This window comes from Prosthecobacter dejongeii, from assembly GCF_014203045.1.
Lineage (GTDB): Bacteria > Verrucomicrobiota > Verrucomicrobiia > Verrucomicrobiales > Verrucomicrobiaceae > Prosthecobacter > Prosthecobacter dejongeii.
On sequence record NZ_JACHIF010000007.1, the window covers coordinates 321482 to 341036 of the forward strand.

Here is a 19555-nt window from a genome sequence, read left to right on the forward strand (position 1 = left end):
ATACCTTCCTTCATGAATATTCCCCTCGAAGATCTGTTTAACGACGTCGTGAACAAAGCCCAGCGTGGTCTCGGCTACTCCACGGATGCTTTGGCGGATCGAATCGGAATTGCCGCTGCATCCATCGAAGCCACCAAAGAAGGTGCAACGGACGCTTCCATATTACTCAAACTCGCAGCCGCACTAGGACTGCATGGACCATCTCTGGCGGAAATGTCGGATCAGGCTTGGTATCCAAATCCGGTGGAAGTGGAGGGCCTTGCTCAATTCAACACCACTTTCCATGACATGACGGTGAATGCTTACCTTGTATGGGATCCCACCACCAAGGAAGCTGCCGCCTTTGATACTGGAGCCACAGCCCAGCCAATGGTCGAAAAAATCCGCGAGCTTGGCCTCACGCTCCGCTACCTCTTCCTCACTCACACACACCCAGATCATGTGGCAGACATCGCCACACTGAACGCTCCTGCGATTCTCATCAGCGACCTTGAGCCTCACCCAGAGGCTCAAGGTTTCACCCCAGGCAGTCAGTGGCAGCTCGGTAGCCTCAGCATTTCATCGCGCACCACCAATGGTCATTCCAAAGGCGGTACGACTTATGTTATCGAAGGTTTAGCCCAGCCAGTCGCCATCGTGGGAGATGCTCTTTTTGCGAGTTCCATGGGCGGGGGGGCCGTGTCTTTTACGGATGCCTTGGCGACTAACCGCAGCCAGATCTTCACTCTTTTGAATGAGACAATCGTTTGCCCTGGCCATGGTCCGATGACCACCGTGGGTGAAGAGAAGGCCCACAATCCGTTTTACCCAGAGTTTAAGTAAAGTCCCGCCATCCGGGAATATTTGAAGGAAGTGGGAGGGTTGGAAAAGTCTTTGAGGGTGTCTGACAGCGAGTCCGCAAGTTTGCTCTCGACTCGACGTTGCACTCTGGCTACACCAACCCTTCCATGAAGAAACTCATTGCCCCCATTCTCACGCTCGCGCTAGCCACGGGCCTTTACCTTGCCCAGGCTGCGGAGACCACCGCTAAGCCTCTCCGTGTCCTCATCGTTGCTGGCGGTTGCTGCCATGACTACGAAAAGCAGCAGTCCATTCTCAAAGACGGCATTGAATCTCGTCTCAATGCGACTGTGGATGTGGCCTACAATCCTGACAAAACGACCAAGGCTACTTTTGAGATCTACAAAGCCAAAGATTGGGCCAAGGATTTTGATGTCATCATCCACGATGAGTGCTCGGCCGATGTCACAGATCCAGCTTATGTAGCCAACATCCTGGACGCCCACAAAGCTGGCGTACCAGCCATCAATCTCCACTGCGCCATGCACAGCTATCGCTGGGGTAACTACAAGGAACCTGTGGCCGCAGGCAGTGACAATGCAGGCTGGTATGAATTCATTGGCCTTCAGTCCACAGGTCATGGTCCCCAGTCGCCGATTGATATCAGCTTTACCGATGCCAGCCACCCCATCACCAAAGGCCTGGAAAACTGGACTACGATCAATGAAGAGCTCTACAACAATGTCCAAATGCTCGGTGCCAAACCACTAGCCAGTGGTCGTCAGATACAGATGCCGCGAGTGAAAAAGGGCGAGAAAGCAGATCCTAACGCCAAAGGCACAGAAGCCAATGCTGTCGTCGCCTGGACCAATGAGTACGGCCCGAAAAAGACCCGCATCTTCAGCACCACCATTGGCCATAACAATGACACCGTGTCTGACGCTCGATATTTGAACCTGATTACTCGCGCCCTCTTGTGGACTACGGGAAAACTGGCGGAAGACGGCACGGCAGCCGCTGGTTACACCAAATAAAATCAGCCTCGTTTTATCTTCACAAAAAAGCCCTGCACAGATCCTGTGCAGGGCTTTTTTTCCAATGCGACCAGAGGAAGCTCGGAGCGAATACCACTCAAGGCATCATTGGATCTTTCTTTTTAAAGATACCTTTCACCTTGCTCATGAAGCCGCCTGCATCGCTGCCAGGCACATTCCGCGCAGCGGGATCTGGAGTGACCGCAGGCAGGGCCACGGGCTGCGTTGTATCCCAGCCGCCGCCCAAGGCTTTGATTAGAGACACGCTAGCGATCATTCTCTGACTGGCCAGTTGCACCGTCGCCCGTTGCGTGGCCAGGGTCGTACGGTTCGCTTCGATCACGTCCAGGTAAGGACTGGTACCGGATTCATAACGAGTGCGAGCCAAGCTGGCAGCACGTTCAGCACTGTTGCGAGCACGCTGCTGAGCTTCGGCGGAGTTGGCCAAATTTCGGATGGAGGACAGGCTGCTCTCTACATCAGCCACAGCCGTGAGGAATGCCTGCCGATAACCTGCCAAAGCCTCATCATGAGCTGCTTTGGACTTCGTCAGGTTAAAGCGGTTCTTTCCCCCTGAGAAAAGAGGTAGGCTGATGCTGGGACCGTAGCTCCAAATCAAGGATTCAGGCTGCATCAGCAAATCAATGTCTGTGCTCTGGAACCCAGCGCGACCGATGAGCTTAATACTCGGGAAGAACTGAGCCTTCGCCACACCAATGCGAGCCGTTGCGGCGGCAAGAACGCGCTCAGCCTGTGACACATCCGGGCGCCTTTCCAGCAAGTCGCTAGGGGCTCCCACCGGGATGGCTGGCGGGGATGATAGGCCTGAACCACTGGCAACGATTTTAAAGCTAGCGGCATTGGCCCCCAAAAGAATGGCGATGGCGTTTTCCAATTGATCCCGCTGGGCCTGTAAAGAGGCGATTTCTGCCTCAGCACTGGCCACCTCGGTCTCTGACTGGGCCTGCTCCAGCTCGCTGCCAGCACCGGCTTCCACACGAGCTTTAGCAATTTTAAAGGCTTCACCACGCAGTCCCACAGCTTCACGCACCAGACGGATCTCTTGGTCCAGCGAGCGCAGTTTGAAGTAATTGGTAGCAACATCCGCCTGCATGCCTAACAAAAGATTCTGCACCGCATCCGCGGCCGCTTCAGCATCGGCCCGGCCAGCCTCCGCACCCCGGCGGATCTTGCCAAAGAGATCCAGTTCCCAAGTCAGGTCCGTGGCCGCATTGTAAGCTGGACCTTCGTAAAAAAGACCGTTCAGCGGAATGGGGCTGATCGCATTTTCAGACGTACGTTGGCGGTCTGCGCTCAGAGGAATACTAGCGACAGGGAAAAGATCTGCGCGAGCCATGCGTGCCGCTGCACGTGCCTGGTCAAAGCGGGCAATCGCCGCTTTCAAGTTTTGGTTATTCGCCGTGGCCTGTTCCATCAGGCTGTTCAGCTTGGCATCGCGGAAGACCTTCCACCACTCGCCTTTGGGCTGGTGAGAAGAAGGCCTCGCTTCACGCCAAGCCACTCCTTTAAACCGGGCCGCGGTTTCAGTGGCTGGACGCTCATAGTTAGGCCCCACCTGGGCCACGAGGGCACCGGTGCTAAGAAGAAGGGGAACGAGGAAACGCATGGGATTCGGGAGAAAAAGAGAGGTTAATAGAAAGGTCTCAGTGTTCAGCTCCCGCATGGGTAGCCGAGAGGGGCAGGGGAGCTTCGCTCGTCTTCTTTTTGCGGCCAAGTTTCATCACCAGCACATAAAACACAGGTGTGAGGAAAAGCCCCAGGAAAGTCACCCCGATCATGCCTGCGAACACCGCCGTGCCCATAGCGCGGCGCATTTCAGCACCCGCTCCCGTTGAAACCACTAGCGGATACACGCCCGCGATGAAGGCGATCGAGGTCATCAAAATCGGACGAAGACGCAGGCGGCAGGCCTCAAGCGCAGCTTCAAGAGGACTCAGCCCGTGATCATTCTTCTCCTTGGCAAACTCCACGATCAAAATAGCATTCTTACAGGCCAGGCCGATCAGCACGATGAAGCCAATCTGGGTGAAGATGTTGTTATCACCATTGATCTGCAATGGCTGGCTGAAACCTGTGGTCATGATTTGATCCAGGATGCTGTGATCGCCTCCCAGCAATGCCACACCGCCGAGAGCGAAGAGCAGACACACGGGCACGATCAAGATGATGGCCAATGGCAGGCGCATGCTTTCATACTGGGCCGCGAGCACCATGAACACGAGCAGGATGCAGAGCGGGTAAATGTAAACCGCCGTGTTCCCTGCGATGATCTTTTGATAAACCAGATCAGTCCATTGAAACTCAAATCCTGGAGGCAACGACTTCGCTAGTTCTGTCATCGCATCTTCACCTTCCCCCGAGCTTAAACCTGGCCCTGCTGCACCGTTAATGTCAGCGGCTAGATAGCCGTTGTAGTGAGTCACTCGGTCTGGACCATTGGTTTCTTTCACCTTCAGCAAAGAGCCGATGGGAACCATTTCGCCGGCAGCATTGCGTGTTTTCAAGCGGGTGATGTCGCTCACGTCATCACGGAATTGGGGCTCAGCCTGCGCCACCACCTGATAGGTGCGACCAAACCGATTCATGTCATTCACATAGAGGCTCCCCAGATTGATTTGGAGCGTCTCGAAGAGGTTGGCGAGTGGCACACCTTGCACCTTTGCTTTCTCACGATCCACCTCAGCTTCAAGCTGGGGCACATTCACCGTGTAACCGGAATAAACCTGCTGAAGCTTACCAGAACCATAGGCCGCACCGATCAGGCCCTGCGTGGTTTTATAAAGGGCGTCATACCCCTGATCGCTGCGATCTTGAACCATCATTTTGAATCCACCCGTGGTCCCGATACCATTGACCGGAGGTGGTGAAAGCACCAGCACCATGGCATCCTGAATCGCCATGAATTTTCCGTTCAAGGCATTCGAGATGGCCTGCGCTGAAAGCTCCGGCGTGGTGCGTTTTTCAAACTCGTCCAAGCCGACAAACACAATGCCGCTATTCGGGCTGATACTAAATCCATGAATGGACAAACCAGGAAACGCAATGGCGTCTTTCACGCCTGGGTGCTTCAACACAATGTCAGACATACGGCGCATCACATCCACCGTGCGATCCAGAGAGGAACCATCCGGAAGCTGGGCAAAGCCCACCAGATACTGTTTATCCTGACCGGGAACAAATCCGGTGGGCACTTTATTGAAAGCCTCAACAGTGAGCCAGACAAAACCACCGTAGAAAATCAGGGCGATGACACTGAAACGAATGATCCGTTTCACCCATGCGACATAAACATTGGAAGACCATTCGAAGAAGCGATTGAAGGGCCGGAAGAACCATCCCAGCATCGCATCCATCAATCGTGTGAGGATGTCTTTTTTCGCTTTGTGATCACGCAGCAGTAAGGCGGAGAGAGCGGGGCTGAGGGTGAGCGAATTGATCGCCGAGATCACGGTGGAAATGGCAATGGTGACCGCAAACTGCTTATAGAACTGACCACTGAGGCCACTGATAAAGGCTGTGGGAATGAACACAGCGCATAACACCAAAGCGGTGGCGATGATAGGCCCTGTCACTTCTGTCATCGCCTGCTTCGTCGCTTCCACCGGACTTAACCCATTGCTGATGTTACGCTCCACGTTCTCCACCACCACAATCGCATCATCCACCACAATCCCGATCGCGAGAACGAGACCGAAGAGAGAAAGGTTGTTGATCGAAAAGCCCAGGGCATACATGACCGCAAACGTACCCACCAGGGAGACGGGCACGGCCACCAAAGGAATGATGGATGCGCGCCACGTTTGCAGGAAGATCACCACCACGAGCACCACAAGCAACACCGCTTCGATGAGGGTGTGAATGACCGCATCAATGGACTTGTCCACAAACACCGTGGGGTCATAGGCAATCGCGTAATCGAGGTCTTCAGGGAACTTCTTTTTCAGTTCCTCCATCTTCTCGCGCACTCCTGTTGAAAGGGCCAGTGCATTGGCACCAGGAAGCTGGAACACAGGTATGCCCACCGCACTTTGGTTATTCAGCAAACTGCGCAGAGCATATTCACTCGAGCCCAGTTCAATGCGAGCCAAATCCTTCAGGCGAAGTTTCTCACCATGCTGACCGACTTTGACGATGATATTGCCAAATTCTTCTTCGCTCACCAAACGGCCTTTGGTGTTAATGGTCAGTTCAAACGGAACGGCACTTTTCACAGGCTGCTGGCCAATGACACCTGCTGCCACCTGAATATTCTGCTCACGAATGGCATTGACCACATCAGACGAAGTGAGGCCACGGGCAGCAGCTTTGTCTGGGTCAATCCACACACGCATGGCATAGTCACCCCCACCAAAAAGCTGCACCTGACCCACCCCAGGGAGACGAGCCAGTTCATCCTTCACATTAAGCGTCGCATAGTTACGCAGGTAGAGCTCATCATATCGCCCTTTGGGGGAAAGAATGTGGACAACCAAAGTGAGGTCTGGTGAAGACTTGACCGTCGTCACCCCAAAGCGGCGAACTTCTTCAGGTAGTTTCGGCAGCACCTGCGAGACTCGGTTTTGCACCTGCACCTGGGCGAGGTCAATGTCGGTCCCAAGCTTGAAGGTGATGGTCAAAATCATGACCCCATTCGCCGTGCTCTGGGAGGACATGAACAGCATGTTTTCGATGCCGTTGATCGTCTGCTCCAGCGGAGATGCCACCGTTTCTGCGATGGTCTTTGGGTTAGCGCCTGGATAGGTGGCCGTAACAATGACCGTGGGTGGAGCCACTTCGGGATATTCCGAAATGGGAAGTTGGAAGAGCGAAATACCCCCTAAAAGAAAGATCAGGAGAGATAACACACCCGCGAAAATAGGGCGAGTGATGAAGAACCGGGAGATGTTCATAACGGGAGTTTGAGGGGCGTGACAGGAATGCAGTTCGTCCGTAACTTCCCGTAAAATCAGGGAAGGTGAGTTCTAACCGCAGAGAGTGAGGAAGACGCTTTTAGTTAGCCGCAGCCGTGGCTTTGGCGGGAGGTGCCTCGACGGGGGCTACGGGCATGCCAGGCTGGGGCAGACGTGCTTGGCCATTGATGATGATCTTATCGCCAGCGCTCAGACCACTGCGGATGATGCGCTTGCCGTTGATGCTTGGACCGATGACGACTGGCTTGTAAACACTGATGTTTTTGTCATCCACACCCAATACAAATTTGTTTGCTTGATCGGTCAGGATGCTTTTTTCATCCACCAGCAGGGCCTGATACTCAGAGGTCATCGGCAGTCGCACACGAGCAAACAAACCTGGAGTTAGGCTGCCATCCGTATTCGAAAACACGGCTCGCAGGATCATACTGCCAGTGCTCGCATCCAAACGGTTGTCAAAGGACTCGATGTGACCTTTGTGAGGGAAGTCCTTCTCATTCGAAAGTTGAAGTTCTACAGGTACTTTGCCTTCGCCGTTGGTGAAGAGCTTTTTGTCTCGTTGGAGAGCTTGCAGACGCAGCAGACTGTTTTCATCAATGTCGGTATAAACATAGACAGGGTCCACGGTGACGATTGTGGTGAGGAGAGTCGTTCCCGCAGTCACAAAGTTACCCGTCGTGGTGATGGCGCGGCTAATGCGGCCAGAGATAGGCGCTTTCACCTCTGTGTGCTCCATTTCGATCTCAGCACTGTGTTGCGTCGCTTTGGCAGATTCGAGTGCTGCTTCGCCTTGGCGGAACATAGACTCGCGCATCTCACCCTGCTCAGGAGCAATGGCCTTAGCCGCAAGCAATGCAGAAACGCGATCATATTCTCGCTTCGCTGCAAGAGCGCTGGCCTCTGCACGCTGCACCTCCGCCGTTGCGACACGCAACTTAGTTTGGAACGGGCGCTGATCAATCGTGAAGAGAATGTCGCCCTTTTTCACCAACTCACCCGCCTGAAAATGAACCTCTGTAATGTAGCCAGATACCCGGGGACGAAGTTCGACAGTTTCAACAGGCTCGACACGCCCCGTGAACTCCTCCCACTCGACGAGTGCTTTTTGCTCAACGGGCGCTAGCGTCACCGGAGCGGGTGGCATCTGTCCACCAGGACCAGCTTGTGGAGTCTTTCCACAGGCGGCGATCAGCAAGACGAGCGGGAGGAGGGTTTGGGGTTTCATGTCGGTTTCGGGGGGGGATTGTTGGGAGACTGATGGGAAGTTGACCAGTTGGTTAATTCGGAATCAAAAAATCACTTTTTTTTCACGCCTGTTGGGCTGCGCTTTGTCACGCCAAGGATGATCATGGCACCTGCTTCGAATTCATCGAGATAACTCAAGTCATTCCACATGCGAGCATGCAAAAGCAGGCCTTCGCTGTAGGCGAACACGATTCGTGCCAAAGCACTGGCATCTGGAGCTTCAATGATTCCTTGTGCATCGGCATCCCGCACAGCGCATTCATAATAGAGGATGAATTGGCTGAGGATTTCCTGCAGTTTATTACGCAGACGATCATCTACGGTACTGATCTCAGCCCCTAAAGAATGGATCGGGCATCCCAGGACACGACCATGTTTGGCTAGCAACTCCTCCTGTTCTTTGCGGAAATTGCGGAAACAATTCAAGATGCGCTCCAAAGGAGGAACCACAGGTGAAAAGGTCTGATCCAGTTCGCGACGATGCTCCAGCCAACTATGATCAATGCCCGTAAGAGCGAGATCCGTTTTCGATTCAAAGAAATGATAAAAGCTCCCTTTCTTCACCCCCGCTCGCTCACAGATTTGGTCCACGGAAGTGCTTCCATAACTGCTCGTCCAGATCAATTCGATCACGGCTTCGATCAGTCGGATTTTGGCATCACTCGTTCGTCCCATGCGCCGGACATTGTCGATACTAGACGAACAGTCAACTATTTTTTCTGCACTACCACCATCCGTGGCTCAGGGATTCGCTGGAGGATGAACATGGAGATCAACGCAAAAACAGCCGCTACGGCGGCCACCCATTGAAAGGAATGCGTGAATGCATAGAGTTGTCCGCTGATGAATGTGGCCAGCAAGAGGGCAAAAACATTACAAAATCCCAAGATCGCCTGGAGGGTAGAGCGGCGCTCCAACGGACAAAGTTCAGCGGCTAATGTAAGATCTCCCACGCGGTCTAGAAAGAGGCCAAAGCCAAGCACAAAATAGGATAACATGAAGCCGATAAACGACCCCGTGAACGCGACCCAGAGACACAGGCAGATGCAGACAATCCGGGAAGCCTGAAGCAGAACTTTGCCCCCACAACGGTATCCGACCCAGCCAGCCAAGAGGCTACCTAGTACCACGCCAACAGCTTGGCACGTCACAAATCGCCCCTCATCTGCCTCCGGCCTGCCCGTTACATGGAGGGCATGAATGGTTAGAAAGGAGACCACCATCAAATAGCCCATCCCTGTAAAACGAGCGAGCACAAGCTTGATCAAATGAGGCTGTCCACGCAAAAGTCCTGGCAGGCTACGCAAGTAGTCCCGGTAAAGTCCCTTTGGCTGAACAGAGGAATGACGATGCCGCACATGCTCATCCTCATGCATAAAAAGTTGCGAGGCCCAGGAGATGAAGAGCAAAGTAAAAGCGGCTAAATGCAGCCAGCCATAAGCTTCATGGTTCGGGTAATGGGTGAGAACGTAATGAATAACAGCCCCGGCTAGCGCCCCAATCACAGCCTGGATGATGTATCTCACCGCCCAGCCGGCAGCACGGGCTTTTTCTGGCACCATCCGCGTCACCATCTCCATCCATGCCACCACCGTCATGCCGCCGATCAAGCCTGAAACCACGGGGGTGAGCACCACGATCGGCAATAAAATACCCTCAATGCGGTCTGCGAAAAGGAGGATTAGCCCAGTGATCAAATACGGCAGTCTTTGTAGAAAACCAAAGGTCAGGACCCAGGGCTTGAAGCGTGGCAAACGCTCCACCACGGGAGCGATAAAAATGCCCATGCTAGCGAAGGCCGCAGGCAAAAGTACGGGCATCATGGCTATGATCCAGGCCCGACCGCCCAAAGTCTCTACCATCTTCGGCAGCACACTTTCAGGGGCAAGAAAAGCTGTCCCCCCCATGTAGAAACCACCTTCCAGGCAGTGGCAGATAAAATTTCGCCGCACCGCATGGGTATGTGGATGCTGAGGAGCGGCGGCAGACATGTGCAGAGCCTCTAAGATGGCTCAAATTTGGTGGGAAGAAAGCACTTTGAGCATTCTTAAGCACCAACCTGTCGCAGCCATTCTTCCAGATTATAGTAGTTAGTGACTCGGGCTATTTTTCCGTCTCGAATATCAAAAAAAGCGCCCACTCGTAGGCGATAGGTTTGTCCCGTGGCAGGTGGCAAACCGTCGTCAGTTTGCAGGTAGGTGCCCAGGATGTAAAATTCCGCAGCGGCACGGGTGCCATCGGCATGCGGCATCACGGCAAGTTCGGTGACTTCTTCGCGGTAGCTGCGATCCATGCGATTCAGGAAGGCGCGAAAGGTCTCGCGGCCGGCTTCTGAGGCTCCCTGATTGATGTCGTGTACCACATCCTCGGTCAGTAGGGCCAGCATGGCCTCGCGGTTACCGGCATTGAAGGTGGCGTAATAGGTTTCGATGAGGCGGGCTGTATCGGCGGCAGAGGGCATGATCTTCCAGAATGAATGCGGGCGGGGCAGGGGTCAAGCGGACCGGCTTATCTTCTCCTCCATCCGTCCTTTGACAGATGGCAGGACCCGGCGCACTGGACAAAGATTCTTTCCCCTAAGATCATGGCATCCCAGACCATTTCCTTTCTTCGCCGCATCGCACTCCTGGAGGGCGGCTCTCTTTTACTCCTCCTTGGCATCGCCATGCCGTTGAGACGCTTCGCAGGCATGCCCCAGGCGGTTACCTGGGTGGGCTGGGTCCATGGCATTTTATTTATCCTCTTTTGTTATGCCTTGCTGCAAGTAATGCTAAGAACTCAGTGGACTTTGAAGCGGTGCGCTTTGGTTTTTGTGGCGTCCGTTTTTCCTTTTGGGCCTTTCCTTTTGGATAAGAAAATGAGGGCTTGGGAGCTTGAGGCGAGATAAAAATCACTTTGTTACGCAAAGTTTAGTTTGCAATCATCACTTTATCACACAAAGTGAATCCATGAGCACAAAGCAAGACGCCCTCGAACATCTTCGGGTGATCCGTTCCCTGATGGAGAAGGCGCACATCTACCGGGCCATTTCTGCACCTGCCGCCTTGCTCGGTGGGCTTTTGGCGGTGGTTTGCGCAGGCTACACGGGGTGGCAGATGCAGCAGAAGGGCGGTCTGCCAGAGACGATGGGAGTTCTTTTTTTGTGGCAGTGGCTGGGAATTCTGGTGGTCTCCAGCAGTGTGAACGTGATCCTGCTGGCACGGGAGGCAGCGCGGCGTGGGCAGCCCCTGGTTTCGGAGGGCATGCGAATGGCGTTGCGGGCGATCTTCCCGCCTTTACTCGTGGGGGGTGTCCTAGGTTGTGGGCTGATTGTTTACCTGCAAAATCATATCCTAGCCACCTTGTTGTGGGTGGTTTGTTATGGCTTGGCGTTGCTGGCGACGGCTAGTTTTTCCCCGCGTTCCTTGGTGCGCTTGGGCTGGGTATTTGTCGCCCTAGGGCTGGCGCTTTTCTGGGCCTATGCGGCCAATAGCGACATCCGCAACATGCCGCATGATGATGCTCCGGCTAACTTGATCATGGGGCTGACCTTTGGTCTGTGCCATATTGGGTACGCGGCGGCCGTTTTTTGCAGTCAAAAACCGGAGGCTGTGACGCAGCGCGAATGATTGACTTCGACCAGCTCGATAAAACGATTCATGAAAAGAGTCGTCTTTCCATCATGACGTTGCTGGCTACTCGCGGAGAGTGGGCCTTCCAGGAATTGAAGGCGGAACTGGGCATGAGCGATGGCAATCTCATCACCCACCTACGGACCTTAGGCACTGCGGGTTATGTGCAGGAAAGCCGGGATGACTCGGGTACCCGACCACGGACCACTTACACCGTCACACCGGCAGGAACCAAGGCCTTCAAGAGTTATGTGGATGTCTTGGAAGCCATCGTCAAGACCATCAATCCGGGGTGATTTCGCCCCTTTTTTAAACCATTACTTTGTGGCGCAAAGTTAATTCAAAACAACATCTCATCACACTCATGACCATTCATCTCGCTCAACATTACGGCATGTGCTTCGGCGTTCGCGATGCCTTGCGCAGCACTCACCATGCCGCCGCCCAAGAACCCGTCACCACGCTGGGGCAGTTGGTGCACAATCCGGTGGTGGACGCGCATTTACAGACTTTGGGTGTGCAGCGAGGAGACCTGGATCACGTGGGCTCTGCCACGACTCGGCGAGTGGTCATCACCGCCCATGGAGCTTCGGACGGGCATCGCTTGCGCTGGCAGCAGGCAGGTCATCAGATCACCGATACGACCTGCCCCCTAGTCACCAAGGCCCATCAGGCCCTGGCCAGCCTGGTCGAGGAAGGTTACCACCCCGTCATCATCGGTCAGCGCACGCACGTGGAGGTGCGGGGTCTATTGGGAGATCATCCCGAAGCGAGTGTGCTGCTATCACCCGAGGATGCCTGCTGCATTCCGTCGCATCATCGGCTCGGGGTCATCTCGCAAACCACCCAGCCGCTGGATCAAGTGCTGCGGGTGGTGGAGGCGGTGAAGAAACAACATCCCGCGTCCGAAGTGCGCTTTATGGACACCGTTTGCCGCCCCACAAAGCAGCGTCAAACGGCCCTCGAGGACCTGGCTCGCCAGTGTGAATTCATCGTCGTCATCGGCGGCCGCAACAGCAACAACACTCGCCAACTGACCGATAAAGCCCGTGCTCTCGGGGTACAGGCCCAGCAGGTGGAAACGGCGGCGGATTTGCAACCCGAATGGTTTCGTCAAGTCACCCACGTCGGAGTCACAGCGGGCACCTCCACGCTGGATGAAACGGTGCGTGCTGTCATGGACCGCCTGCAAAGCCTCTCCGCCGCATGATCCCTCCTTCACCCCAAACCCTTTTCTGAATCCATCCCATCTCACATCATGAACACTTCCTTTTGGATCCATCACTTTCAGACCAACGCCGCCGTGCATGATCAACTCCTGTTTGAAGAGCCTAGCTCGTTGCCGGAGTCCATCCGGGAGCCGTTGGTGCATTCGCTGGCGATTTTCCAACTCGGGGAGTCTGGCGGCGGGACACGACTGCGACGTTACGCTCGAGAAGTGGCCCCACTAGAAAACTTTCGGGGGTATCAGCGGGCGATTGACCTGTTTGTTTGCGAAGAGCAGGCGCACGCGCGGCTCCTGGGGCGTCTGGTGGATCATCTCAAGGGAAGCCTGCTGCAAAAACAATGGACCAACTCCATCTTCCGCCGTCTGCGGTTCCTGGTGAATCTGGAATTTGCCATTCAGGTGCTGCTCACGGCTGAATTGGTGGCGGAGGTGTATTATGGCAGTCTTTATCTGAGGGTGCCTGATGCTGCGGTGAAAGCGGCCTGCCGCCAGATCTTGCGGGATGAAATGAAACATTTGGAGTTTCAGCGTCAATTCCTGGCCGAGCGTGTGGCCACATTCACTCCCGTGGGGCGTTACCTATGGCGCTGCCAGTTTCAAGTGATTCATGCTCTCACCACTCGAGTGGTCGCTTGGGATCATCGGCAGTGTTTGAAGGCGCTTGGAATGAGTTTTTCAGGCTTCGTTCAACGCTGCCGGGAATCACAGGAGCGTTTTCAGGCGCGCCTGGATGAACGGGTGCAAAATCTCGACGCTGCGCCTTCGGCATTTGAAGTCGCGGAGCCCGGCAGGTCTAAGGTCCAGGTACCGCGCTAGGATGTTTCAGCAGCGCACCAACTCAAAGTGCCGGATGGGGAGCAGGGAGATGTGAGTAAAAAGTCTTGAAAAGCGGGATTGCAAAAGGCATGCTGACTTTTTGTTCAAATAAAATGTTGGAATTGTTTATGAATGTATAATATTTATAAATAATATAACTTCAATTCCCGATGAAGACACGTCCCCACACTCCTATTGCTCTCGTCGCCTCGCTCTTATCGAGCTGCGCCCTCTTCACCCAAGCGGGTAGCCCACCGCCCGTGGAGGCCGCGAAGCCCCAGGGTTCCGCGCTTGAGCGCTACTTCATGCAGGATTACATGCTGGGTGACTGGGGTGGGCTGCGGTCCAGGCTGGCGGAAAACGGGGTGGAGTTTGAGTTCTTTTTCGTCGGTTCTATGCCGACCAATCTCGGAGGAGGACTCCGCGCGGGGTCGGCTTATCAGCATGGTTTCCTGGCGGCCTTGGATCTGGATACGGAAAAACTAGGCTTCTGGAAAGGGGGCCACTTTCACGTTTCTGGCGTGTCTCTGGAGGGGGATCCCTTCGCCTCCACTTACGTGGGAGATTTAAACAAGACCAACCTGGTTGATTTCCCGGCCGATACCCGTCTCTGGCAGGCCTGGTACCAGCAGGAGTTGTTCGATAAAAAACTGACGATCAAGGCCGGCCTGCTCTCCGTGGACCGCGACTTCATCATGCCGGAGTTGTACAACTCGCTGGCTTCCATCAATTTCCTGAACCAGACCTTCTTCTTCCCGACGATGGCGTTCAATCTGTATGACATCCCGGGTTTCCCGAAAGGGTCTCACTCCCTACCTTCCACACCTTATGCTTCCCTGGGTGCTTTGATCAAATGGCAGCCTACGGAAGAGCTCTACATCAAAGCAGCCATTTATGATGGCAACCCCGACGACAGCTCCTCCGGCACACGCCTAGCTCTGCGCAGTGAAGAAGGCGCGCTGATGTATTTTGAGGCTGGTTACCGCCTGAATCAGGGCAAGGACGACACAGGACTGCCCGGTAACTACAAGGTCGGTGGCTACTACCACACCGACGAGTTTTATGACATCTACAGCACGGGATTGGCAGCTTTGGGAACGACACCTGAAACCCATCAGGGCAACTATGGTGTGTATTTCTTGGCCGAGCAGATGCTGTGTTATGAAACAGGTCGGGATGACCCGGCCCAGCAGGGCCTTGTGGGTTTCTTCCGGGTGGCTGGAGCTCCAGCGGATCGCAACTTGGCGGAGTTCGGCATTGATGGCGGTCTGGTGTTCAAAGGTCTCATTCCTGGGCGCGACTATGACACCCTGGGTTTTGGTGCTTCTTACCTAAAGATCAGCGAAGACGTGACCCGCGCCCAGCGTGATGCGAACAAGATTTTGCCTCTGCTCGGCCAGCCTAAAATCAAAGAGGCTGATTATGAAGGCGTGATCGAGATGAACTACAAGCTGCAGCTTGCCGCTTGGTGGACTCTGCAGGCCAGCCTGCAATATGTCTTCCATCCGGGTGCCCGTGCAGGTTTCTCCAGCGAAGCGATTCCTGATGCGTGGGTTTTGGGACTTCAAACGACGCTGCGTTTCTAAGACTGAACGGCTTACCTCTTCGCCCTCTGTCCCGTTCGCGGGGCAGGGGGCTTTTTTGTGAGGAGGGAGGCCGACTTATTGCCTAAAACGGAGATGAAAAAGTTTTTTCAGATCCGGGGCTTGGCGGAATGGGCCAAGGGTGGGCCAACGTTGACTTTGGAAGTCTCACCTTGCGCGTGAGAGGGCATTGAGGGGAGCGTGGTCATTCGCCTCGCGGCTGCGCACCTGACCGCCATTCTCAAATGATGCGAAAAGTCGCCTGGCTAACAATGCGTCTTGAATGGAAGCCGATGCGTGAGTTCGGCATTTTTATTGAATAGGGTGGCGGCTGCGCCGCGTTTGTTTCAGCTTGCGGAGAGGAGTCTCCACGCTCCCCTCAGGTGGCTGCGTCACTGGGAAAGGATAGTTCTTTTCTCTTTTAAGGTTCAAGGATTTGTGAATCTTTTCACGTTATTAAAGGGTTTTTGGAGGCTGGAAGGGCAGGGGGCTTTTGACGAAATGCGGCACTGAATGTGAAGAGACCTTTGAAGCGAGCTCAAGCGCTGGAGTCGTTTGGTGAAGGCCTTGGCACGATGTGTTTTAGCAAGTTCAGAGGTTCCTTGGATTTAAATTAGACGTCTAGGTCGATTTCTCACTAGGGCCTGTGAAGGGTTCATTCGCGGCGGCCTGGCTGTTGGGTGAAAGGGCTGATGGGAAAAAATGAGGGAGTTATGAAAGGAAGTTGGGGAAGATCTGTGGAGTTGAGGGGCCCACGCTCTAGGAAAGGGGCAATGAAAGAGGTTGGTGGTGAATTAAATTGTTTATTATCAGTTCTTTAAATTACTTTTAACGTGATTGTTTGAATGTGTTAAATGTTTCGGGTCGGAGAGGTCGGCGTTTGGAACGTTGGTTTTAAGGGGCTGTGAGGGAGGGTGTTTGCCGAAATTTGGTGCCGAATGTGAAGTGGCCTTGAAGCGAGCTCAAGCTTTGGGGGTACTTTGGAGGGGACCACCTGCTGGCGCAGGCAGCTACTATGCGGGGGCTGTGCGGGCTGGCTCGTTGAGTGTGGGGTCGAGATTGAGGGGGTAATGTATCGAGCTAAAGCTCGGGAGTACTTTGGGGGAGATTGGATTTCTGGATGGTCATGGATTGAGGGGCCTCATTTTTTGACGCTTCTCTCGAAGGACTGGAGATTTGTTTTTGAGGTCTCCTCGCCTGGCATATTGTCTTTCCCGGAGAAGGGAATTGTCTGGTGTCCGCGTCCCTCCCCGAAAGACGGGTTATCCGGCGGCGTCCATTTATGAGGCGTTTCGTGACTCTTGAGCCGGACAAACCCGTCCTACGATGGGGTGCTGCGCGAATTTGAGACTGAAGAGTCTTTAAGAGGCTTTTTGAATGCCTTTGCTACGCAGCTAAGAGATGGGATTCTGCGGATTTCAAGGGATGCCTGGGCCTCATGAGGGCTTGATCCGTTCTGAGATTTCGTGGTGGCTTTTTGCACCAGAATTTGGCTGGCTGATCACCCTGTGAACGGTTCATTTATATGAATTATCAATTTTTCATGACTGTTTTTACGTTTTGACGGGTGTTTTTCCATTCAGGCCGGAGCGGGCTGAATAGGGGCAAAGCAACGCTGGGAAGGTTACAGCGGCGGGATGCTCGGGTGCCGACTAAGGGGCGGGGCGATTTGCGGCAGCGGGGAGGGCTTTGCGGGCGGGGATCATCGTGTCGTGTTCGACTTCGATGTATTTGACCCCGGTGACGATGTGGCCGTCAGGGTTGCTGGGATCTGGGACGAAGGAGACGACGGGGGTGTTGCCTGTTTTCAGGATGGGGGCTGTGGAGGCTGATTGCTGGAGATAAACGGTTTGATGGATTTCCTGTTTCTGCTCCCAGACGCCCGCCGGCACGGGAATGATTTTCAGAGCGGTCCAGATGGGTTGGGCGGTCTGGGGAATGAGGAGGGCCGCCAGGAGGAGGAGGGGCATCATCATGACGGCGATGAGAAGGAGGATGACGCGGTTCAGGGAGCTGCGGAGGGAGATTAACTCGCGGTAGGTTGCAAAGGCGTCTTCGTGGCTCATGGTTATAATTACCATATAAAGAGGATGCTTCCATAGGTCAAGTGCCCGGTGGGGAATTCTAAGAGGGAGGGGATGATTCTGATTTGGGGCAGGGGGTATTTCTTGGAATTGGGGCGCGACGGCGAGCCGCGGAGTAGGGGAGCGAGTGGATGACGGGTACCTGAGGGACTGTTGGGATTTGTGGGCGTCTGTCGTGGGGGAAATGACGGACGCGGCGCAGTGCGTCCCTACAATGTAGAAGGCGGGCAGGAGTGCCCACGATCCTCTCAAGGGAGCATGCCTGGCGGGTGGAGATTGGATCTAGCGGATTGCGATGCCGAGTCTGGAAGTGGCGTTGTTGCGAGCTAAAGCTCTGGAGTACTTTGGCGGGCGGCTCTGTCGCGATGGGCTTCGATGCGGGCGGGGGTGTTGGGGCCTTCGAGGCAGCTTTCCGCAAGAGGGTCTGTGCTGGCTACCAATTGGAGCTGCCGGGATAGGATTCGGAGTGGCTTCTGCTTGGTAGTGTTATGGTTAGCTTTTTGGGCTTCGGTAATTCAATGTTGTATGTTGATGGTCCGTCGTTTGTGGGATTTTTTACGTTTTCGGCGGGTGTCTTTTTTGAGGCTGAGGTTGGGTCGAGCGAACGAGGATTTGAGGGGTAGGGCGAGCGTTGGGAGAGTTAGGCGAGTAGGATACTCGCGCTCCGACTGCGGGCTGGGCAAGAGGGCGGCCGAGGGTTCTTGAAGGGTGGAAAGTGAGTGGCGGAAGGGGTGTTGGGCTGAGCAGAATGCTCGAGCTCAGAATGGGCTCGCCAGGGCAATCGGGGCCTTTCCGTTTCAGCCTTTACCGCCATGGATTGCCGTATTCGGCCAGCGTCAAACGTCGCCGCGCTGGCATCATCTGGGGGTCAATGGGTCCGTCCTGGCTCTTAGCCATTGGACGGGCAACCGGGCGGGAGAGGAGAATTTCAGCCGTTTTTCTGCGCTTCCTCATGTCGAACCTTCGGTTGCGAAGGGCACGGAAACGGCAGCAGGAGTTGGATGTCCTCTTTAGGTTGACCTTTGCCCAGATCTTGCCGGGTAGGTCTTAGCACCCGCTCAAAAAAGAGGGGTCTAATACGCGAAATCCCATTGGGCACGCGTCGCTGTGCTTCCGAACCTTTCATTGTTTTGCTGACTTGACCCGGCTTCGAACCCGGGTGCTGCTTCGAAACAGCAAGAGCAAAAAGGTACAGGCCTAGTACCTAGTCAACATTTTTTTGTGTAGCAGTCACAAAATTTTTCAAGCCCTGAATACTATCAAAAGAAATTGGCGGCACTTCAATATCAGGGAATCGCCCTAACGTCAGAGAGGAAAACGCGTTCCAGTCCTCAAATTTATTGTGTGCTACACAGTAAACCATAACACCTAATGTTGTTGGTCGAATCGAGACAAATGGAACCATTTTTCCACCCGGAATTGGCTCTACGCCAGTCTTGTAAAGACCTACCAAGCCGACCTCATTTAGGATCGGCAAATCTCTAGTAGGATTCAAATTGATGCCGAATATATGTTGCGCAGCGAAAACAATTTCCTTGGAGCTTAACTGCGACTCCATTGCTACATTTAGGAATTTGCCTTCTTTTAAAAGTCGCTCATTCAGAGTGCAGTAAATTGCATAGTGGAGATGCAATTGATAGGTGGAGAGGCCCTTAATTATATTCAGAAGCGGCAAGGCCGAATCATCTTGTCCTGTTTCGCTCCTACAGGATGCGAGGATTCCACCAAAGTATTCTGCGCTAATTTCATCAGTTGTGTAGGAACCGCTTTCGAAGACCTCTTTGGCAATGCGAATGTTCGCTCTTTTCTGATCCTTTTGGGAATTGTTTTTTCTGTCAGCTACGAGAATGATTTTATCACGGCCAACCTCATACACGCGCTTTAAATCCTCTCCAATGACTTTAAGAGTGGGACCCAATACATTGTTGGTGGCAATAGCGACAATTCCCAAAGCCGCCGCGCTTCCAAGATCTGTTGGTGGTAAGCTCATATTTGATTAAAGAAAAGCCCGCCAGAATAACTCTGGCGGGCTCATGTCCAAAAGTTCGAAGGCATTTGGACTGCCGAAAGGTTCGAAGAATCAGCGAGAAGATTCTGCCACCAGTACAACTTGGTGCAACTGTCAAAATAAGAAATCGTCAACATTTAACATTACATACATCCGATTTTAATATCTTGACATCGTGATTCCTTGGAAATTCAAGGTTTCCAGAGCCTATATTGAGCTTGAACGATGTACTTTA

16 protein-coding genes are annotated in these 19555 nt (G+C 53.9%); 8 read left to right on the plus strand and 8 right to left on the minus strand.

Going from position 1 to position 19555, the window contains the following annotated elements; translation table 11 throughout:
- Positions 1–12 precede the first annotated feature (12 nt).
- Both HNQ64_RS17025 and HNQ64_RS17030 read left to right on the plus strand, forming a co-directional pair.
- The gene (locus HNQ64_RS17025) at positions 13–822 is read left to right on the plus strand and encodes an MBL fold metallo-hydrolase (protein WP_184210807.1); all 810 of its coding nucleotides are present in this window, start codon (positions 13–15) and stop codon (positions 820–822) included.
- Positions 823–947: 125 nt separating this feature from the next.
- Positions 948–1814, plus strand: coding sequence for a ThuA domain-containing protein (locus HNQ64_RS17030; RefSeq protein ID WP_184210809.1), 867 nt, complete (start codon positions 948–950; stop codon positions 1812–1814).
- A gap of 97 nt (positions 1815–1911) precedes the next feature.
- Here HNQ64_RS17030 and HNQ64_RS17035 read toward each other — a convergent pair whose 3' ends face one another.
- The 6 genes from HNQ64_RS17035 to HNQ64_RS17060 all read right to left on the minus strand — a co-directional run bounded on the left by HNQ64_RS17035 (position 1912) and on the right by HNQ64_RS17060 (position 10451).
- On the minus strand, positions 1912–3441 hold the full coding sequence (locus tag HNQ64_RS17035) for an efflux transporter outer membrane subunit (protein ID WP_184210811.1): 1530 nt from the start codon (positions 3439–3441) through the stop codon (positions 1912–1914).
- A gap of 37 nt (positions 3442–3478) precedes the next feature.
- A complete protein-coding gene (locus HNQ64_RS17040; protein ID WP_184210813.1) occupies positions 3479–6724 on the minus strand; it encodes an efflux RND transporter permease subunit in 3246 nt (1081 codons plus the stop codon).
- A gap of 100 nt (positions 6725–6824) precedes the next feature.
- A complete protein-coding gene (locus HNQ64_RS17045) occupies positions 6825–7970 on the minus strand; it encodes an efflux RND transporter periplasmic adaptor subunit (protein WP_184210815.1) in 1146 nt (381 codons plus the stop codon).
- Positions 7971–8041: 71 nt separating this feature from the next.
- Positions 8042–8665, minus strand: a complete 624-nt coding sequence (locus tag HNQ64_RS17050; RefSeq protein ID WP_184210817.1) for a TetR/AcrR family transcriptional regulator — start codon at positions 8663–8665, stop codon at positions 8042–8044.
- A 35-nt stretch (positions 8666–8700) separates the two neighbouring features.
- Positions 8701–9981, minus strand: a complete 1281-nt coding sequence (locus tag HNQ64_RS17055; RefSeq protein ID WP_184210819.1) for an MFS transporter — start codon at positions 9979–9981, stop codon at positions 8701–8703.
- Positions 9982–10037: 56 nt separating this feature from the next.
- A complete protein-coding gene (locus HNQ64_RS17060; RefSeq protein WP_184210820.1) occupies positions 10038–10451 on the minus strand; it encodes a ketosteroid isomerase-related protein in 414 nt (137 codons plus the stop codon).
- 123 nt (positions 10452–10574) lie between these two features.
- On the opposite strand from HNQ64_RS17060, the gene HNQ64_RS17065 reads away from it, so the two are divergent.
- The 6 genes from HNQ64_RS17065 (at position 10575) to HNQ64_RS17090 (ending at position 15231) form a co-directional block, all read left to right on the plus strand.
- Positions 10575–10877 (plus strand): DUF3817 domain-containing protein, encoded by a 303-nt coding sequence (locus HNQ64_RS17065; RefSeq protein ID WP_184210822.1) that lies wholly within the window; start codon positions 10575–10577, stop codon positions 10875–10877.
- A 61-nt stretch (positions 10878–10938) separates the two neighbouring features.
- The gene (locus tag HNQ64_RS23990) at positions 10939–11598 is read left to right on the plus strand and encodes a hypothetical protein (protein WP_246431085.1); all 660 of its coding nucleotides are present in this window, start codon (positions 10939–10941) and stop codon (positions 11596–11598) included.
- Positions 11595–11897: a transcriptional regulator gene (locus tag HNQ64_RS17075; protein ID WP_184210826.1), complete on the plus strand. Its 303-nt coding sequence runs from the start codon at positions 11595–11597 to the stop codon at positions 11895–11897. The genes HNQ64_RS23990 and HNQ64_RS17075 overlap by 4 nt, the downstream gene beginning before the upstream one ends.
- 68 nt (positions 11898–11965) lie before the next feature.
- Complete coding sequence (gene ispH, locus HNQ64_RS17080; RefSeq protein WP_184210828.1) at positions 11966–12811, plus strand: 4-hydroxy-3-methylbut-2-enyl diphosphate reductase; 846 nt, start codon at positions 11966–11968, stop codon at positions 12809–12811.
- A gap of 48 nt (positions 12812–12859) precedes the next feature.
- On the plus strand, positions 12860–13645 hold the full coding sequence (locus HNQ64_RS17085) for a ferritin-like domain-containing protein (protein WP_184210830.1): 786 nt from the start codon (positions 12860–12862) through the stop codon (positions 13643–13645).
- 170 nt (positions 13646–13815) lie between these two features.
- On the plus strand, positions 13816–15231 hold the full coding sequence (locus HNQ64_RS17090; protein ID WP_184210832.1) for a carbohydrate porin: 1416 nt from the start codon (positions 13816–13818) through the stop codon (positions 15229–15231).
- A gap of 1649 nt (positions 15232–16880) precedes the next feature.
- Here HNQ64_RS17090 and HNQ64_RS17095 read toward each other — a convergent pair.
- Entirely contained in the window at positions 16881–17294 is a 414-nt protein-coding gene (locus tag HNQ64_RS17095; RefSeq protein ID WP_184210834.1) for a hypothetical protein, read from the minus strand.
- A 1222-nt stretch (positions 17295–18516) separates the two neighbouring features.
- Entirely contained in the window at positions 18517–19302 is a 786-nt protein-coding gene (locus tag HNQ64_RS17100; protein WP_184210836.1) for a hypothetical protein, read from the minus strand.
- Positions 19303–19555 lie beyond the last annotated feature (253 nt).

Bases quoted from the DNA above. Each gene is read 5' to 3' on its own strand.
- HNQ64_RS17065 (WP_184210822.1), top strand. From the start codon at position 10,575: ATGGCATCCCAGACCATTTCCTTTCTTCGCCGCATCGCACTCCTGGAG.
- HNQ64_RS17090 (WP_184210832.1), top strand. From the start codon at position 13,816: ATGAAGACACGTCCCCACACTCCTATTGCTCTCGTCGCCTCGCTCTTA.
- HNQ64_RS17095 (WP_184210834.1), bottom strand. From the start codon at position 17,294: ATGAGCCACGAAGACGCCTTTGCAACCTACCGCGAGTTAATCTCCCTC.
- HNQ64_RS17025 (WP_184210807.1), top strand. From the start codon at position 13: ATGAATATTCCCCTCGAAGATCTGTTTAACGACGTCGTGAACAAAGCC.
- ispH (WP_184210828.1), top strand. From the start codon at position 11,966: ATGACCATTCATCTCGCTCAACATTACGGCATGTGCTTCGGCGTTCGC.
- HNQ64_RS17045 (WP_184210815.1), bottom strand. From the start codon at position 7,970: ATGAAACCCCAAACCCTCCTCCCGCTCGTCTTGCTGATCGCCGCCTGT.
- HNQ64_RS17055 (WP_184210819.1), bottom strand. From the start codon at position 9,981: ATGTCTGCCGCCGCTCCTCAGCATCCACATACCCATGCGGTGCGGCGA.
- HNQ64_RS17035 (WP_184210811.1), bottom strand. From the start codon at position 3,441: ATGCGTTTCCTCGTTCCCCTTCTTCTTAGCACCGGTGCCCTCGTGGCC.
- HNQ64_RS17075 (WP_184210826.1), top strand. From the start codon at position 11,595: ATGATTGACTTCGACCAGCTCGATAAAACGATTCATGAAAAGAGTCGT.
- HNQ64_RS17040 (WP_184210813.1), bottom strand. From the start codon at position 6,724: ATGAACATCTCCCGGTTCTTCATCACTCGCCCTATTTTCGCGGGTGTG.
- HNQ64_RS17030 (WP_184210809.1), top strand. From the start codon at position 948: ATGAAGAAACTCATTGCCCCCATTCTCACGCTCGCGCTAGCCACGGGC.
- HNQ64_RS17060 (WP_184210820.1), bottom strand. From the start codon at position 10,451: ATGCCCTCTGCCGCCGATACAGCCCGCCTCATCGAAACCTATTACGCC.
- HNQ64_RS17085 (WP_184210830.1), top strand. From the start codon at position 12,860: ATGAACACTTCCTTTTGGATCCATCACTTTCAGACCAACGCCGCCGTG.
- HNQ64_RS17100 (WP_184210836.1), bottom strand. From the start codon at position 19,302: ATGAGCTTACCACCAACAGATCTTGGAAGCGCGGCGGCTTTGGGAATT.
- HNQ64_RS17050 (WP_184210817.1), bottom strand. From the start codon at position 8,665: ATGGGACGAACGAGTGATGCCAAAATCCGACTGATCGAAGCCGTGATC.
- HNQ64_RS23990 (WP_246431085.1), top strand. From the start codon at position 10,939: ATGAGCACAAAGCAAGACGCCCTCGAACATCTTCGGGTGATCCGTTCC.